The organism is Congregibacter litoralis KT71, from assembly GCF_000153125.2.
GTDB lineage: Bacteria > Pseudomonadota > Gammaproteobacteria > Pseudomonadales > Halieaceae > Congregibacter > Congregibacter litoralis.
The window spans coordinates 361,554-378,579 of sequence record NZ_CM002299.1; the positions used below are offsets into that span (position 1 = coordinate 361,554).

General features: G+C 60.1%; 15 protein-coding genes. 6 read left to right on the forward strand and 9 right to left on the reverse strand.

What is annotated here, in order from left to right; genetic code table 11:
• Nucleotides 1-5 precede the first annotated feature (5 nt).
• Entirely contained in the window at nt 6-755 is a 750-nt protein-coding gene (locus KT71_RS01720; protein ID WP_008293228.1) for an SGNH/GDSL hydrolase family protein, read from the reverse strand.
• A gap of 5 nt (nt 756-760) precedes the next feature.
• Complete coding sequence (locus KT71_RS01725; protein WP_008293227.1) at nt 761-1,159, reverse strand: GNAT family N-acetyltransferase; 399 nt, start codon at nt 1,157-1,159, stop codon at nt 761-763.
• A gap of 213 nt (nt 1,160-1,372) precedes the next feature.
• On the opposite strand from KT71_RS01725, the gene KT71_RS01730 reads away from it, so the two are divergent.
• A complete protein-coding gene (locus KT71_RS01730; RefSeq protein WP_008293226.1) occupies nt 1,373-2,254 on the forward strand; it encodes a Crp/Fnr family transcriptional regulator in 882 nt (293 codons plus the stop codon).
• Nucleotides 2,255-2,364: 110 nt separating this feature from the next.
• The gene (parC, locus tag KT71_RS01735) at nt 2,365-4,614 is read left to right on the forward strand and encodes a DNA topoisomerase IV subunit A (protein ID WP_008293225.1); all 2,250 of its coding nucleotides are present in this window, start codon (nt 2,365-2,367) and stop codon (nt 4,612-4,614) included.
• Nucleotides 4,615-4,642: 28 nt separating this feature from the next.
• Here the strand turns inward: parC and KT71_RS01740 are convergent, their stop codons facing one another.
• A complete protein-coding gene (locus tag KT71_RS01740) occupies nt 4,643-5,908 on the reverse strand; it encodes a hypothetical protein (protein WP_008293224.1) in 1,266 nt (421 codons plus the stop codon).
• A gap of 116 nt (nt 5,909-6,024) precedes the next feature.
• On the opposite strand from KT71_RS01740, the gene serB reads away from it, so the two are divergent.
• Nucleotides 6,025-7,167: a phosphoserine phosphatase SerB gene (gene serB / locus KT71_RS01745; protein ID WP_008293222.1), complete on the forward strand. Its 1,143-nt coding sequence runs from the start codon at nt 6,025-6,027 to the stop codon at nt 7,165-7,167.
• Between the two features lie 22 nt (nt 7,168-7,189).
• On the opposite strand, the gene KT71_RS01750 is transcribed toward serB, so the two are convergent.
• Nucleotides 7,190-9,025: a cyclic-di-GMP receptor FimW-related protein gene (locus KT71_RS01750; protein ID WP_008293221.1), complete on the reverse strand. Its 1,836-nt coding sequence runs from the start codon at nt 9,023-9,025 to the stop codon at nt 7,190-7,192.
• 137 nt (nt 9,026-9,162) lie between these two features.
• On the opposite strand from KT71_RS01750, the gene efp reads away from it, so the two are divergent.
• Nucleotides 9,163-9,735, forward strand: a complete 573-nt coding sequence (efp, locus tag KT71_RS01755) for an elongation factor P (protein ID WP_008293220.1) — start codon at nt 9,163-9,165, stop codon at nt 9,733-9,735.
• Between the two features lies 1 nt (nt 9,736).
• Complete coding sequence (gene epmA / locus KT71_RS01760) at nt 9,737-10,693, forward strand: EF-P lysine aminoacylase EpmA (protein WP_008293219.1); 957 nt, start codon at nt 9,737-9,739, stop codon at nt 10,691-10,693.
• Between the two features lie 4 nt (nt 10,694-10,697).
• Here the strand turns inward: epmA and KT71_RS01765 are convergent, their stop codons facing one another.
• Together KT71_RS01765 and nhaC are read right to left on the reverse strand one after the other, a co-directional pair.
• On the reverse strand, nt 10,698-11,135 hold the full coding sequence (locus KT71_RS01765; protein ID WP_008293218.1) for an acyl-CoA thioesterase: 438 nt from the start codon (nt 11,133-11,135) through the stop codon (nt 10,698-10,700).
• A gap of 11 nt (nt 11,136-11,146) precedes the next feature.
• Nucleotides 11,147-12,625 (reverse strand): Na+/H+ antiporter NhaC, encoded by a 1,479-nt coding sequence (gene nhaC / locus KT71_RS01770; RefSeq protein WP_008293217.1) that lies wholly within the window; start codon nt 12,623-12,625, stop codon nt 11,147-11,149.
• Between the two features lie 142 nt (nt 12,626-12,767).
• Between nhaC and KT71_RS01775 the strand changes: the two genes are divergently transcribed.
• The gene (locus tag KT71_RS01775; protein WP_008293216.1) at nt 12,768-13,658 is read left to right on the forward strand and encodes a DMT family transporter; all 891 of its coding nucleotides are present in this window, start codon (nt 12,768-12,770) and stop codon (nt 13,656-13,658) included.
• 18 nt (nt 13,659-13,676) lie between these two features.
• Here the strand turns inward: KT71_RS01775 and KT71_RS01780 are convergent, their stop codons facing one another.
• From KT71_RS01780 to KT71_RS01790, 3 genes are read right to left on the reverse strand one after another with little or no spacing between them, the layout of a single operon-like run.
• The gene (locus tag KT71_RS01780; protein ID WP_008293215.1) at nt 13,677-14,936 is read right to left on the reverse strand and encodes an SAM-dependent methyltransferase; all 1,260 of its coding nucleotides are present in this window, start codon (nt 14,934-14,936) and stop codon (nt 13,677-13,679) included.
• Nucleotides 14,936-15,697 (reverse strand): DUF1365 domain-containing protein, encoded by a 762-nt coding sequence (locus tag KT71_RS01785; protein WP_023659800.1) that lies wholly within the window; start codon nt 15,695-15,697, stop codon nt 14,936-14,938. Before KT71_RS01785 ends, KT71_RS01780 begins: the two co-directional genes overlap by 1 nt.
• Nucleotides 15,694-16,953 (reverse strand): NAD(P)/FAD-dependent oxidoreductase, encoded by a 1,260-nt coding sequence (locus KT71_RS01790; RefSeq protein ID WP_023659801.1) that lies wholly within the window; start codon nt 16,951-16,953, stop codon nt 15,694-15,696. The genes KT71_RS01785 and KT71_RS01790 overlap by 4 nt, the downstream gene beginning before the upstream one ends.
• Between the last annotated feature and the right edge of the window lie 73 nt (nt 16,954-17,026).

Below are 17,026 nucleotides of genomic sequence, written 5' to 3' on the forward strand. Positions count from 1 at the left end.
AGCGATCATTCCGGTGGTGCTGCGGTGCTCAGCCACGCTTCCAGAGGAACGCTTGCCCGGAGATTTTCATACCAGACCTCATATCCGGCACTGGAGGGGTGGAGGCCGTCCCGGGCGTAATATTTTTCACTGTTATCTTCAAAGGGACTGCCCTCCTCGGAGAGTGCGAGAAGGTCAAGAAACCGCACATCCCGCCGCCGGGCGGCGTCGGCAAACACATCCCGCACCAAGCGGGATCGATGGGACAGGAGCAGGGAGAGGGGCCAGGGTGCTGCCCGTGCCTCACCCAGATCGCCCACACTGACCAGGAGAATGTTCTGGCTCAGGGCCGCGGCGGCATCAAGGCTTTTCTCGATCGCTGCCTCAAGGGTCTCGCTCCCTGTAAAGCGCAGGGCATCGTTGCCGCCTACCTGAATCAACACCATATCGTAGGACCCCGGGGGCGCCTGCTGCAGTTGGCCGGGCACGGCCCGCGTGAGCACGCCATCCTCAGCAAAGTTCATTACCGCGGTGCGGGAAAAGTCCTCAGCGATACGCCCGGCAATGGAGTCCTCGGGCGCTGCAGCGCCTGTACCCACCGCCGTGCTGTCGCCGACGACCAGAATTTTCCGCGCAGGGTCGGGCAGTTTCCGGGTGAAAGCGGTGCTTTCCCGAGCGAGGTCGCTTCCGCGGGTCACGGCAATGGCTATCATGCCGACGTTGTAAACGCACAGCAGGAGTGCCGCCAGGGCCAGCGCTGACTCGAACTTAAGCATGGACTCTAGCGTGACGCGGGATGGCGCATGTGGATGTGCTTGATGCCGTCTTCAAGATAGGGTTCGGAGCACACGGTAAAACCCAGGGATTCGTAAAAGCGCTGGAGCTGTGCCTGGGCGCCGATCAGGATGGGGCTGTCCGGCCAGGTGCTGAGGTTGAAGTCGATGCCCCGCTGAACCAAATCCCGGCCGAGCTGCTTTCCCCGCTGGGAAGCATCCACAATAATCCGACCTATGGAACTCTCGTGCTCGTAGGGCGTGCCCGGGGGGAGACAGCGTTGATAGGCCAGTAACCTGCCGTTTTCCCGGTAAGCGTGGTGCCAGCCGGCGCTATCCATACCGTCGGGATCCAGGTAGACGCAATCCTGCTCCACCACAAAAATTGCCGAGCGAAGCTGCAGCATATCGTAGACATCATTCCCGCTCAGCGCTGAAAAGGGCTGACAGGACCAGCCATTGTCTTCGCATCTGTCTTCGCATCTGTCTTCGCATCTGTCGTCGAACATCCTGGGTGCCTGTCCAATCAAGAGGCGGACATGCTAGCGACTTGGCCTGTTTCCTGCCAGTTGGGTTGTTCTCGCTGGGGGGAGAAATTGCTATGATCGCGGCATCCGCGCTTGAATGAGCGCATCGGTGAGACGGTATCCAAATCGAGCATGCTAGCGAGCGTTGAACTACCCGCTGATTTCAAGCTTCTAAACCAGCAATACCGGGGTTTGGTACAGGCGCTGTTGGCGGAGATCGACCTCCTGCCTACCCGGGTGGAAGTGGCGCCTACCCAGACGGGCAATTTCCGAGGTTTTGACCCGGCAAAGTTTTACATCGTTGCCAGTGGCACTGTGTCCGTGCGCTATGCCGATCGTGCCGTGTACCTTCTGGAAGAAGGTGACGTGCTTCTGCCGGATATTGCCGGGAGCCGGGACGTAGAAGCCGCGGTGTTTTACGGCAGCGAGGCCGGTGCCAGTCTCAACAGCTATAGCGCTCTGGAATTCATGCAACAGGTGTTCGCGCGGCCCAGTACCACCAAGCTCTGGACCCGACTGCTGGTGACCTACAGCGGCATGATGCTGCGTCTCACCGCCATGCAAACTCAGGTGGATGTGATCACCACCCCCGGCTTTGCGCTTTATGAGCCCGACGAGATCATCATCAATCAGGGGGAGCGGGCCCAGTATGTCTTTAACCTCACCTCGGGACTGGCAGATGTGCTCGTGGACGATGTGCCCGTTGGCATTATCAGCCCCGGGGAGATTTTCGGTGCCATGGCGGCCCTGACCCACGCCGATCGCAGTGCGACGGTCCGTGCCCGCAGCCGCTGCAGCGTGGTCAAGGTACCCACCAGTCAGTTCACGGAGCTGATCAAGAGTAACCCCGCAACGATTCACGCCCTCCTGACAGATATGGCGAATTCCATCGTCAGTCTTAATGAGCAGCTGGTACAGCAGCGTGGGGGAAGCGGGAAGACCCGGAGCGATACCCAGGGTGGTGGTGAGTCCTGACGGGGCATTCATGCCCAGATATTTGCCGAGCTTCTGGCTCCTCAGGGTTTAATTTCGTGCGTTAACTGCAAGTTTTCCTATCCGGCTCAGATTTTCCAAGAGACCTCTAAATGACAGAAACCAATACCATTGATGACGATGGCATCGAGGGCATTTCCTTAAAACAGTATGCCGAGAAAGCCTATCTCGACTATTCCATGTACGTCATTCTCGATCGTGCGCTGCCCCATATTGGCGACGGGCTGAAGCCCGTTCAGCGACGCATCATCTATGCCATGAGTGAACTGGGGCTCAAGGCAACCGCGAAGTTCAAAAAGTCCGCCCGCACCGTGGGCGACGTGATCGGTAAGTTTCACCCCCATGGCGACAGCGCTGCCTACGAGGCCATGGTGCTCATGGCACAGAGCTTCAGCTACCGCTATCCCCTGGTCGATGGTCAGGGCAACTGGGGCTCTCCCGATGATCCCAAGTCCTTTGCTGCCATGCGCTACACGGAATCGCGCCTCACGGCCTACGCCGATGTACTCCTGGGCGAACTGGGACAGGGGACCGTGGACTGGGTGCCGAATTTTGACGGCACCATGGAAGAGCCCTCGCTGCTCCCGGCCCAGGTTCCCAATGTGCTCCTTAACGGCACGACGGGTATTGCCGTGGGAATGGCAACGGATATTCCTCCCCACAACCTCCGCGAGGTCGTGACGGCGGCGGTGACTTTGCTGGACGCGCCAAAAACCACCCTCGCGGAGCTTTGCGAGATCATCCAGGGTCCCGATTATCCCACCGAGGCGGAAATCATCACGTCCAGGGAAGATATTGCCCAGATCTACGCGACCGGTCGTGGCGGTCTGCGCATGCGCGCTGTCTGGGACACGGAGCACGGCGATATTGTGGTCACGGCCTTGCCCCATCAGGCTTCGGGATCCCGTGTGCTAGAGCAGATCGCGCAGCAGATGCAGGCCAAGAAGCTGCCCATGGTCGCCGATCTGCGGGATGAGTCAGATCACGAAAACCCCACTCGCCTGGTGATTGTGCCCCGCTCCAATCGCATCGATCGTGACGCACTCATGAGTCACCTCTTCGCCACCACGGACCTGGAGCGAACTTACCGCGTCAATCTCAACATGATTGGCATTGATGGTCGTCCCGGCGTGCGCAGCCTCGATGGCATTCTCAAGCAGTGGCTGAAATTCCGTCGCGAGACCGTGCGACGGCGTCTGGATTACCGCCTCGAGCGGGTGCAACGGCGCCTGCATATTCTGGAAGGCTACCTCGCGGCTTACCTGAATATTGATGAGGTGATTCACATCATCCGCACGGAAGAACACCCCAAGCAGGCACTCATAGCGCGCTTTGAGCTGTCGGATATACAGGCAGAAGCCATCCTCGAGCTGAAACTGCGCAATCTTGCCAAGCTCGAGGAAATGAAAATCCGCGGTGAGCAGGACGAGCTGGAAAAGGAACGGGACTGGCTGGAAAAGACCCTGGGTTCCGAGGCACGACTCAAGACCCTCATCAAAAAAGAGCTTACGGCGATTGCCGAGAAGTATGGCGATGACCGGCGTTCACCCCTGGCAAGCCGCGAAGAGGCCCAGGCCTTCAGTGAGCTCGAACTTATGACTGCGGACCCCATCACCGTGGTCTTGTCGGAGAAGGGTTGGATTCGTGCGGCGAAGGGGCATGACATGGATCCTGCGTCCCTGAGCTACAAGTCCGGCGACAGCTTCAAACTCGCCGCGCGGGGGCGCAGTAATCAGCCGGCGGTGATTATTGACTCCACCGGTCGCGCTTACACCCTCGCGACGCACAATCTACCGTCGGCCCGGGGCCAGGGCGAGCCGCTGACCGGTCGCATCAATCCGCCCTCGGGCGCGGGCTTCGATGGCCTGATGATGGGTGACAGCGGACAGCGCTGCCTCCTCTCCTCCGACGCGGGCTATGGTTTTATCACCACCCTGGGGGAGCTCCAGACAAAAAATCGCGCGGGCAAGGCGGCCCTGACGCTGCCGGCAGGTGCCCGGGTCGTGAGTCCCGCGCCCATCGGCGAGGACGCGCAATGGGTGGCGGCGGTGAGCAATGAGGGTCGATTGCTGCTGTTTCCCCTGGCGGATTTACCCAGCCTCTCCCGGGGTAAGGGCAACAAGATTATTGCAATTCCCGGGCCCCGCGCCCGGGACCGGGAGGAGTTTATGATTGCTACGGCGGTGCTCAGGGAGAACGACGGTCTGACCGTGTGGGCCGGAAAACGCCACCTGACTCTGAAGCGTTCGGAGCTGGAGCATTACCATGGCGAGCGGGGACGCCGGGGCAATAAATTACCCCGGGGATTCCAGCGGGTGGAGCGCATGGAAGTGGCTTCCTAGAAAAGCTCAGAGATGTCGGTGCGCAGGACTAGGCGCCGCCTGACCCCTGCCGGGGTTTGATCCTTTCGACGATGATCTGCGCCTGATGATCGATGAGCGTTTCCTGCTCGTCGGCCAGGCGCAGCAGCTCACTCACGATGGCGTCTTCCTCACCATCCTCCGTCAGTTCCGCGACGGCCTGAAGCTGCTCATCGGCGAGGGCAGTCTCACCAAGGAGAATGGCGGGATAACGGTCGTGATTCAAACAGGCGTCGCGTAATTCGTCGATGGCGCCTTGAAGATGGAGCTGCGGGTAGATGTCTTTTTCCTGATCCATACCCTGTTCGCATTGCCCCAGGGCCATGGCGAGTTCCAGGGACAAATTGGTGCGCTCCTGCAGTCCCAGAGAAATAAGGGCGATGAGGCGGGCGCAGCTCGCTGCGCGAAGAGCCTCGCTGCCAGCGTTTGGTTGGGGGCTGAAGCTCACAATGAGGCCGAAGGGCCGGGTGACGAGTAGCTCGCCGCGATAACACTGGGCCGCGGCCTGTACGATCTGCTGCAGGCGGCGCGTGTAGCGGTGAAGGTTGGACTCTCCCAGGGTGTGTACGTAGCGCGCCAGGCTCGCCAGATGTACAAACAGAATTGTCGTCTGCTGAAACTCCGAGGCCGCTGCGGGCACGGGCGCGTGTCCGCGGAGCATGTCCAGGGGTAGCGCCTCGACGCTGCGCTGCAGCCGGCTGACTTCGTTTTCGAGGTCCGGTGCGTTGCTGCCCGGCAGAGCCAGCTGGCTGTCGAGGATCAACAGAGAGGCGGAGAGCCGCTGGGCCAGAAACCGGGTTCCCATAAACACCAGCAGACTCAGGGCAGCCGCCAGGGCCAGGAGAGAGAACAAAAACCGCCAGCGGCTTTCCTGGCCTGCGCTGCTGTCCACGGCCACCAACACTTCTCCCGCCGTGTCCTCTCCGATGCGTATGGGCGCGCTGTACTGCGTCAGGGAAGGGCCGCTGATGACCCCCGCGGTGCCCATAGCCATGCCCTCAACATCGCGAATGGTGATACCGCCGGCAAGGGAACTGTCGACAAAGCGCTGCAGGGACGCGCGGGCGCTGAGGAGGTCGCCGCGCTGGAGGGCTTCGCGTACGGTGGCAGAAACCTGCCGGGCAAGGGACTCCCCGTAGAGTCTCTCTCGTTCATTCTGGAGGTACTCGCTGGAGGTCGCCGCCAGCCAGAGGAGACAAAGACCCACGAGGAGCGCGCAGCCGGATGCCAGCAGCGGCAGTTGCATACTCAGGCTGAGGGATTTGAAGCGTTGCATGAATGAATTCGTGGTGATGCTGTGGGCGCAGTATAAGCGTGGGGGCTCCGCGGCGTCTCCCTGTTTGGGGACTGAGTTAGAATTGCCCGCGAATTTTCAGGCTACAGGGCTTTATTGTGACAACAACGGCTTTCTCGCTGTCCACACCGCTAAATCCCGCTGCGCTGCAGCGGCTTTTGCCAGCTCTGGTGGTCGCAGATTCGGTGCGTTTTCCCACAGATGCCGAGGACCTGGAATGTCGCAGCGACCGTGAGGCCACACGAAAGCATCTCGCCGCCGTGCTCGATCAACTGGGCATTGCCTGGGAGAGCCGGGCCTTGCCGGTGATGGCCGTGGACGAAACCTTGCCGCTCTATCAGCGTGCCGATGCGGTGCTTACCCTCATAGCTCCTCCTTCCGTGCCGCTCCCATCGGACCTCATCGCAGTGCTTGCCCAGAGGAATGTGGAACTTCGAGCGCTGCGGCGTCTGTCACCGGCGGACCCCAGGGGAGAGGGCGAGCTGGCGGTGGAGTTTTATCTGGATGACTGGTCGCGCTGCGGCGATCTCCGCGCGGATCTTCAGAACCTCGCTAACCGCTGGGAGCTTGATCTGACCCTGGCGCCCAGTGACAGCAAGCGCCCCCGGCGACGGCTCATTGCCTTTGACATGGACTCCACGCTGATTCAGTGCGAGGTCATCGATGAGCTTGCCCGGCGCGCCGGCGTAGGGGATGAGGTGGCTGGGGTCACCGCTCGTGCCATGCGCGGTGAGCTGGATTTTCGCCAGAGTTTTCGCGAGCGCATGGCGAAGCTGCGGGGGCTCGATGCCCGGGAGATTGAGGCAGTGGGCAATCATCTGCCCTTGATGCCGGGTGCCCGGGCCTTGATGCGGACTTTGCGGGCCCAGGGACATCACACGGCGATTTTATCCGGCGGTTTTGATTACTTCGCAAAAAAACTGACGTCACAAATCGGTGTCAACGAGGTGCACGCCAACCACCTGCAAATCATCGATGAGCAGCTTACGGGTGATGTGGAGGGCGAGATTGTGGACGCCGAGCGCAAGGTGCTCTTGCTCAGGGAGATTGCCGCGCGGGAGGGTATCGCTTTGGCCGATACCGTTGCCGTGGGCGATGGGGCAAACGATTTACCCATGCTTGCGACGGCGGGTTTGGGTGTGGCCTTTCATGCCAAGCCCCGGGTCCGGGAGTCTGCGCCTTGCGCCATCAACCACGGCTCCCTCGAAGCCTTACTCTATGTGCTGGGAGTGCCGCGCTGAGCAAAGATTTTCGAGGAATGGCCTAAAGGTCTGACCAGATGGACTCGAAGGCGGCGGTGGGCAGATCCTCGCGTTTGGAGCTCTCGATATCCTCGTCAAGCTGGCGAAGGTAATCAAAATCCATCTGACCGAAGTAGCCCGTGGAGGCCACCTGGCGCTTGAGCTTCACCAGGGCGGATTCTTCATCGCGGGTCACGGTGATCCGCTGTCCTTCCTTAAAAACCATGCGTGGGACCACCAGCGTGTGGGCCTGCCCGACAAGGGGGATCTCCGGTAGCAGCAGCACGCGAATGGGTTTTGAGAATTCGCCATCGGGCATTTTGATCTGCGCGGCATAGGCGCCACCCCGGGGACTGATCAGTTCCAGGCCTACGAGGGTCGGTGCATGTTTCACCTGGCTGACCCAGCGGATAACTGCGATGGTCCAGTCTGCCTGCTCCATGCCGGCTTCCCGTACGCAGACAATGTCACCGATGTGCAGGTTGTCTGGCGGGTCATGCCATTCAATGCAATAGCCCCCGGGGCTGGTGTTCGTAGTTTTTACAGAGAAGACCGTGTGCCTTACGGGTTTTTGCATTTGGGCCTGGGCTTCCTGCTCCTGCGCGAGTCGGGAGAATTTGCCCACGTCCACGCCCAGATCATTCTCCTCGTCCGAGGCGTGATCTTCGATCTCATCTTCAGCATTGGCCTGTTGCCATTTATCGCCGTGGCTTGCGGGGGTGATGAAGGGGTTCTGGCTGCCCGCAGCCGCCTCGACCTCGTCATAATCCAGACCTTGAAAAATCTCTTCGAGGCTGCGCTCCCCCGCTACAAAGTAATGCACATTGCTCAGACCCGTGGCGATTTCCAGGGTGCTCCGGGAGGGCTGTCGGGCGAAGTTACGCTGGCTGATTTCGCCCAGGGCTTTGATCAGGTGCTCCAACAGGTTTGTGTCCAGGCGGGTTTCCCGGTCAAATTCGATTACGCGCAGCCCCTGGGTACCCCGGGACTTTTTGAGCTCTTCCAGATGGCTGATGAGGGCCTTGGTATTGATGTAACGGTACTGGGTGCTTCCCCGCCGCACGAGGAGCTCTGCAAAAGCCGGTGCCTGATCCCCCAGCATATCCACGGCAAAAAGGCCCTCGCCAAGCTCCGGGTCCTGAAGCTCTGCCAGGTCCCGCCATTCCTGGAACGCCCGATAGGCGCCGGCGATGTCGTGCTGTCGCAGTTGGTTCGGTTTTGCGCAGGCGAGGAGCAGCGGGGCTAAGTACTCCTGGGCGATATTGCTCCGCGTTCCCCGGAGGCTGTCCTCCACGGGCAGCTTCGCGAGCTGCTGTCGTTCGCTGAGGGAATACAGCTGATGGAGCCCCGCCCAGCCATTCAGGTCTACGGGCTTGTAAAGAATGTAGGCAACGAGAATGCGCTGCCCGGATAGGACCACCGCGCGGTGTAGAGATTCGCAGGCCAGCTTGGCGGGGTTAACGCCCGTGACGCTGCTATTGTCCTGGATCGTGTGTACCGCGGCCAGGGTGTAACCGGCGGCGGCGAGGGAGCAGAGGTCCGTAATCAGGTCAGTTTGAATTTGTTTGTCGTTGTCCAGGATCACCGATTGCTTGAGGGAGCCCCGGATCAGCGTCGTGAGCACGGAATCCACCGGGACCCGCAGCTGTTCCAGAAGCCCAAAGCGTAATTCCGGGGCCAGGGTGACTCGATTGAGTTCGGATACCGCGCTGCGCAGACTCGATCCTGCGCGAAGAGGATTGCCCAGAGGGAGCTCCTCGACCCACTTGCCAACGGCCTCCACCGTGCAGTCAAAAACACTGCACTGATCGAGATCCTGCTGGGGAAGGCGCAGGCCTGAAAGTTTTGTCGGCGTCATGGCGCCCAGTCCTTATTGCCGGGTGCGGAGTGTGCCGAGCATAGCGTAATTTCCATGTTTCGCGCTAACTCCAAAGACTGATTTTGCGTGGCCGGTACGGTATCATCGCGCGCCATCAGTTTTAGGAATGCACGGCTATGGCCAATTATTCAACCAATGAGTTTCGCTCGGGCCTCAAGGTGATGCTGGATGGGGATCCCTGCAGCATTTTAGATAACGAGTTTGTAAAGCCGGGAAAGGGTCAGGCGTTTAACCGGGTGCGCATGCGTAACCTCAAGACCGGTCGGGTCTGGGATCGCACCTTTAAATCCGGTGAGAGCCTCGAAGGTGCCGACGTCATGGATACCACCATGGAGTACCTCTACACGGACGGCGAGTTCTGGTTCTTTATGGAGCCCAATACCTACGAGCAGTATCAGGCGGATGCTGCCGCGGTGGGCGATACGCACAAGTGGCTCAAGGAACAGGAGCCCTGCGAAGTTACGCTGTACAACGGCACGCCCCTGTCCGTCAGCCCCCCGAATTTTGTAGAGCTTGAAATCACCGAGACGGATCCGGGTCTCAAGGGTGATACCGCCCAGGGTGGCAGCAAGCCCGCAACCCTGTCTACGGGTGCGGTAGTCCGCGTACCGCTGTTCATTTCTCAGGGTGAAGTCATTCGCGTGGACACCCGCTCCGGAGAGTACGTCGCTCGCGCGAGCAAAAGCTGAAATGACGGACTGGCGGTCGGGGGCAAGCCTCGCCGCTCTTCAGGCCCGCAGTCGGCTGTTGGGCAACATCCGCGCTTTCTTTGCCCAGCGTCAGGTTCTTGAGGTCGATACACCGATCCTCGCGCGTTTTGGCGTGACGGATCCTGCCATCGAACCCCTGCGCAGCGTGGCGTCCGCGCCTGAAGGCGCATCGATGTTTCTGCAAAGCTCGCCCGAATTCGCCATGAAGCGCCTGCTGGCCGCCGGCAGTGGACCCATCTATCAGCTGGGCAAGGCCTTTCGCCATGGCGAAGTGGGCGCCCGACACAACCCCGAATTCACCCTCCTGGAATGGTACCGGCCGGGACTGCCTGCGAAGGAATTGATCCGCGAGGTGGCAGAGCTGGTGTGTGAGTGTCTGGATAGAGATGACTGGAGTGTTGTCAGCTACGGCGCCCTCTTTGAGGAGGTGCTGGGGCTGGATCCATGGGCCGTTTCTGCTTCGGAGCTCAAAGCCGTGGCTGCAGGGCAGCTGGATGTAGGCACCCTGGACCTTGATTACGATGGATGGCTCGATCTGCTCATGAGCCATGTTATCGAGCCGTCGCTTGCCCTCCGCGGCCTGCTCTTTGTGTGTGACTACCCGCCGTCTCAGGCCGCTTTGGCAGGCTGCACGGACCGGGATGGCCGACGGGTCGCCGAGCGCTTTGAGTTGTATGTCGATGGCATCGAGCTGGCCAATGGCTACCAGGAGCTGCTGGATGTGTGGGAACTGGAACAGCGGGCAGCGCAGGACAATGAGAGGCGACGCGCTGGCGGTCAGGAGGAGCGCGCCCTGGATTCCCGGCTCGTCGCTGCCATGAAGGAGGGTTTGCCTCCCTGCAGTGGTGTCGCCTTGGGCGTGGATCGTTTGCTCATGGCACAGCTGGGTGTCGATCGCTTATCAGCGGTGATGCCCTTCGACTGGAGCCGCGCCTGAGGAACTAGCTGCCCAGAATCGCAGGCTCGTAGGCGGCGAGGAACTCTCTGGGGAGTCTTCGGGGTTTTCCCGTACTGATCTCGATGCAGGCAAAGCGCACCTCGGCCCGGAGCAGCGTCACCGCGTCCGCGACGCGGCGGATCTGAAACTGCCGGGTCATGGTCAGGCGTTTGTCCCAGTGGGTGATCCAGGTGGCCGTGTCAATTTCGTCGTCGCGATAAGAAGCCTTGAGGTACTGGTAGCGGCCTTCCACCACCGCCATGGCCCGATCCAGCTGGTGGTAGGCATCAATATCCATTCCCAGGCTGGCCGAGTGCTCCCAGGCACATTCCTCACACCAGCGCACGTACACCGTGTTGTTGGTGTGATTCAGGGCATCAACGTCGCTGCCAAGCACCGTGGTGCGGCGCAGGAAGGGTCCCTCGTAATCCCAGTCGCTCATTGCTCAGGTCTTCAGGCGGCGGCCGGGGCGTTGCCCCCGTCGGTTGGGGACTCCAGGGGCTTCTGGGCAAGGCCCGCAAAGCCATAGGCGATGGCGACCAGGGGACAGGCAATATTGAAGATAGCAAAGGGCGCATAGGTAAGCGTCGCAACGCCGAGGGTGGCAGACATATAGGCGCCGCAGGTATTCCAGGGGATGAGCGCCGAGGTAATGGTCGCAGAGTCCTCCAGGGTGCGTGACAGATTCAGGGGCGACAGTCCGTATTCCTTATAGGCATCCCGGTACATGCGCCCCGGCAAAGCCACGGCCATGAACTGATCCGCTGCCAGGATATTGGTGGACACGCAGGTCGCCACCGTTGTCGCGACCAGGGAGCCGGTGCCTTTTACCATGCGCAGGGCGTGGCGCAGCCAGTAGTTGAGGATGCCCGTGCGTTCCAGAATGCCGCCGAAACCCAGGGCAACCACTATGAGCCATACGGTGTTCAGCATGCTGCTCATACCACCTTTACTGAGGAGGGCATCGAGGAATTCGTTGCCGCTGTTTGCCTCATAGCCGGCAAACAGGGCCACCCAAACGCCTTTCACCATGGCAAGACCTTTGCCCAGTGAATCATCCCCCGCCATGCGTTGTACCACCTCCGGCTGAAAGATAAGTGCGAACACACCACCCGCCAGGGCGCTGATGAGAATCGCCGGGTAGGCCGGAAAGCGCTTGTAAACCAGGAAGAGCATGAGCGCCAGGGGCAGAAGAAGGTGGAGGCCGATGGAGAATTCAATCTGGAGGCTCTGCTGCAGGGCCTCGATCTCCTGGGGCGTGCTGGCATCGCCGCCTCCTATGAGGGAGAACACCAGGAGCGCCAGGGCAAAGCTTGGCACCGTGGTCCAGAGCATGTGGCGGATGTGATCAAAGAGATCCACGCCGGCAGCGGCGGACGCCAGATTGGTGGTATCGGACATGGGTGACAGCTTGTCGCCAAAGTAGGCGCCGGAAATGATTGCCCCTGCGGCGATGGCGGGGGACAGGTCGAAGCTTCCCGCAATGCCCATGAGTCCGATACCGAGGGTGCCCGCTACGGTCCACGAGCTGCCTACGCTGATCGCCACAATGGCGCAGATAAGCGCGCTGGCGGCGTAAAAAATCTGCGGGTTCAGTATCTGAACGCCGTAGTAAATCATCGTTGGCACGGTGCCCGAGAGAATCCAGGTACCGATGAGCATCCCTACAGCAAGCAGTATCAGGGTGGGTCCCAGACCCACGCCGATGCCGTCGATAATGCCCTCCTGTGCTTCGCGCCACGGAATGCCCGTGCGCTGTCCCACGAGCGCTGCGATGCCCGTAGCGAGCACCAGGGCAATCTGGTTGGCTCCATAGGAGGCGTCGGAGCTAAAGAGAAATACCGAGAGCGCCAGCATGGCGATGAGCATGACGATGGGGGCCGCCGCCAACGCGGGTGTGAGGCGTTCATTGCTGTGTCTGTTTGCGCTCAAGACTGCTTTACCTGCCAGAGAGAGCCTAGGAGGATGCCGTAAAAATTTGCGTGGGTACAGGGAGCGCTGCGAAAACGCAGATTCGGCGGACATTGTTTCGTAAACTGCCGGTCCTTGTTGTTCGACCCAGGACCTTACTACGGTGAAAAACGATCAACGCGCGTTGCTGCTGGGTCTGTTCGCGGTGCTCCTGTGGTCCACGGCAGCAACCGCCTTCAAGCTGGCTCTCGGGGAGCTGTCGGTGCTGCAGCTCCTCTGTGTCGCCATCTGGGTATCAGCGGCGGCTCTTCTGGGAACCCTGGCGTGGCAGGGTCGCCTGGGCCTCCTGTGGCAGGAGCTGCGCTCTGCGCCTCTCGGCTTTCTGGCTATGGCGGCTCTTAACCCGCTGCTCTACTACTGTGTTTTGCTGGCTGCCTACGATCTCCTGCCTGCCCAGCAGGCACAAACCATCAATTACACCTGGGCCATCACCCTGGCATTGCTGTCCATCCCCGTACTCGGCCAGCGTCTGGGTCTGCGCGACTGGCTGGCCATTGGCCTGGGCTACTTCGGCGTTATCATCATTGCCACCGAGGGAAACCCCTTCTCCCTGACGTTTACCAGTGGTGTGGGCGTTCTCCTGGCCTTGGGCAGCACGGTGATATGGGCGGTTTTCTGGCTTCTGAGTGCACGGAGTAAAGGCGATGCGGCGATTTCTCTGGCAGCTTACTTTGTGTGTGCGGCGCCCGTATCACTGCTGCTTTGTATGATCTGGGGCGGGGGCCTGCCACCTCCGGGAGGGGCCCTGGCCAGCGCGGTTTATGTGGGGCTTTTCGAAATGGGGTTCACCTGGCTGCTATGGTCCACGGCGCTCAGGCTTGCAAGCAATGTGTCCCGGGTGGGCAACCTCATTTTTCTCTCACCGATGCTGTCTCTGGTGTTTATCGCACTGATTCTGGGAGAAAGAATTCACCCCGCAACGCTCCTGGGCCTGGCGTTAATCCTGCCGGGCATTGTTCTTCAGCAGCGCAGTCCCAAACTGGAAGCCCCGTAAAGGGCCAGCCTTCTACACTCAGGCGCTGCGGTAGCCCGGCTTGGCAAAGGCGAGTTGCGCCGTGCCAATGATGCGTTCCCTGAAACCACCTTCGCAGTAGCAAAGATAGAATTCCCACATACGGATAAAACGATCGTCAAAGCCCATGGAGCGCACCTCATCAAGGCGCTCCATAAAGCGCTGGCGCCAATGGGTCAGGGTCAGGGCGTAGTCGGCGGTGATGTCCCGCAGGTGCACCATCTGCAAATTGCTGTCCTTTGCGATGTGCTTGGCGATGATCTCCAGAGAGGGGAGGCACCCGCCGGGGAATATGTAGCGTTTGATGTAGTCCACGGAGCGTCGTGCCTGCTCGTAGCGATCATCGGTGATGGTGATCGCCTGAATAACCATTTTCCCGTTGTCTTTCAGAAGCTTGCTGCAGCACTGGAAGTAGCTGCTGTAAAAATCGTGACCGACGGCCTCAATCATCTCCACGGAGACCAGCTTGTCGTATTCACCCGTGAGCGCGCGGTAGTCCTCGCAAAGCAGGGTAATCCGGTCCTCAAGCCCCAGCTCCGCAACCCGGGCCCTGGCGTAATCGAACTGTTCCTGGGAGATGGTCGTGGTGGTGACCTTGCAGCCGTAATGCGTCGCTGCGTGAATGGCCATGCCGCCCCATCCCGTGCCGATCTCAAGAAGGTGGTCTTCGGGCTTGAGCTCAAGCTGGCGACAGAGCTCATCGAGCTTATCGATGGCGGCTTTTTCCAGGGTGTTCTCCGGGCGCTCAAAGACCGCTGAGGAATACATCATCGTGGGGTCCAGGAACAGGCGAAAAAAATCGTTGCCCAGATCGTAGTGCGCCGCAATGTTCCGCTTGGAGCCCTCGTGGGTATTGCGATTCATGGCGTGGGCCAGTTTCAGGGCAAGCTTGGTGTACCAGTGCTGCTTGGACTCCATGGATTCCATGGTCTGCATGTTTGCACTGAACAGGCGGGTCACCTCCGTAAGATCCGGCGTTGACCAGTCTCCATCGATGTAAGCTTCGCCCGCCGCTACGGTGCCGCCGATCAATACTTTGCCGAACGCTTCCCGGTTGTGGACCACGATCTCTGCCTGGGGTTCGCCGGCCTGGTTGGCCTCACCAAAGTGATGGGTATCTTCGCCGTCATGGATCGTGACGTAACCCACCTTGATGTGCGACAGGACCTGCAACAGAAAGTGTCGCGCAAGCTCGGCGCGGTTTCGAAAAGATTTTGCCTGGGGCAGAAGGGGAATCCTGCTCACACTGACTTCGTTCATTATGGTGCTCCAGATTGAAGGCTGGTCCCGGGGTGTGGGTGGTAAGGGATACGTTTGATGAAAAGCTTGAGGGCTTGCCAGTAGATTGCTCCCGCTACTTTAGCGGTCATCAGGGGGAATCGCCACAGTATGCCGCGTAGGCTGGCCGCTGTGATGGGCTCGGCCTCCAGCGCCAGGGTGGCATCGAAAACACGCTCGCCATCACGGTGGTTTTCCAGATGAATTGCCAGGCGTTCTCCCGGTACGTTGCTCCGCCAGGAATACTCCATGTCCATGGGATTAAACGGTGAGACATGGAATGTTTTGGGAAAGTCCTGACGGAGAACCCGTTGCCCGGGCTCGGCGGACAGCACATAACTATGGCGTTCATCCCAGGGCGTATTGGTGACTTCCGCCACCAGATATTCAAGACGGGACTCGTCCTCGCTGAAGCAGTAATAGCAGATGATGGGATTCATGCCCATGCCGAAATAGCGCAGGTTTGCGAGAACGTAGATGGGCCCCGCAGGCGTCGCGCCGGTCTCTTCGGTAATGCGCCGGCGCACTTCCGCGTCCAGGGGCTTGGCCGGGTCACCAAGGAAATCGTCCCGGCAAAAACTTGCGGGAGCAAAGCGTGAGCGGGACCACAGGCGGCTGAGTCCCAGCACCGCGTCGACCTCGTCCAGGCGCAGGTAGGGCATAAAAACGCGGTACTTGAAGGCATGTTCCCGGGGTGTATGGCGTCGGTGCCGCAAAGAGCCGATGTAAAGCCGGGATTTCATGCCGCGTTGCGTGTCTGCTCGGCCACTGCCTGGGAGACCCGCAGGGCACTCACCACGCCGTCCTCATGAAAACCGTTGTGCCAGTAGGCTCCGCAGAACCAGGTGTTTTGTTTTCCATTAATGTCACCCCAGCGCTCCTGGGCTGCCATGCCCTCGAGACTGAACACCGGGTGGTCGTAGGTAAAACGTCCGAGGATCTTGTGGGGGTTGATAGCGGCCGTGTCATTGAGGGTGACGCAGAATGTTTCCGAAGCCTGAATGCCCTGGAGAATATTCATATTGTAGGTGAGTACGGCCCGGGATTCATCGACGCCGAGGCGGTAGTTCCAGCTCGACCAGGTCTTGCGATTCTCCGGGAGCAGGCGTTTGTCGGTGTGCAGCACCACATCGTTGGACTGATAGGGCAGGGCACCGAGCACCTCGCGCTCGGCTGCCGAGGGTGTTTCCAGCATCGCCAAAGCCTGATCGGAGTGCGTGGCAATCACGACCTGATCGAAGCGCTGCTCGGTACCGTTCTCAAGCACAAGAGTGACGCCCGATGCCTCGCGGCGAATTTTGCTGATGGCGGTGCCCGTGTGGATGCGCTGTTCAAAACGGCGGCACAGGGGCGCGATGTATTCCCTGGAGCCCCCTTCAATCACCCGCCACTGGGGCCGGTTCTTTACGGAGAGCAAGCCATGGTTTTTGAAAAAACGCACAAAAAACTGCACGGGAAAATCGAGCATGCTTGCGCAATCCGAGGACCAGATGGCAGACCCCATGGCAATGAGGTAATCCCGCTTGAAAGCCTCACTGTATTTTTTACGCTCCAGGTAGCTGCCGAGACTTTCATTCTCGGCGAGTTCCCCGCGCTCGAGATCCGCCAGACTTTCTTTATTAAACCGCAGTATGTCTCGCACCATGCGCAGGAAGCGTGGGGACACGAGGTTGCGTCGCTGGGCGAAGAGGGAGTCGAGATTGGTGCCGGAGTACTCTAGCCCCGTGTCCTCGTCGCGGACGCTGAATCCCATGGAAGTCGGCCGACTCCCCACGCCCAATTCATCCATCAGGGCGATGAAATTGGGGTAGGTCCAGTCGTTAAAAACAATAAATCCGGTATCGATAGCAAAGCGCCGGGTACCCAGTTGCACGTCCATGGTGGCCGTGTGGCCGCCAAGTCGCTTATTGGTCTCGAAAACACTGACCGTGTGACCGGCACTGAGGTAGTGAGCGCACGCTAACCCCGAGATGCCTGAACCAATTACCGCTATGTGCACCTGTGGGTGACTCCTGTGCGTTGTTGAAGGACCGGAAGGGCCTCGTCGATGATGGCGACCTGAGTCCCGGATA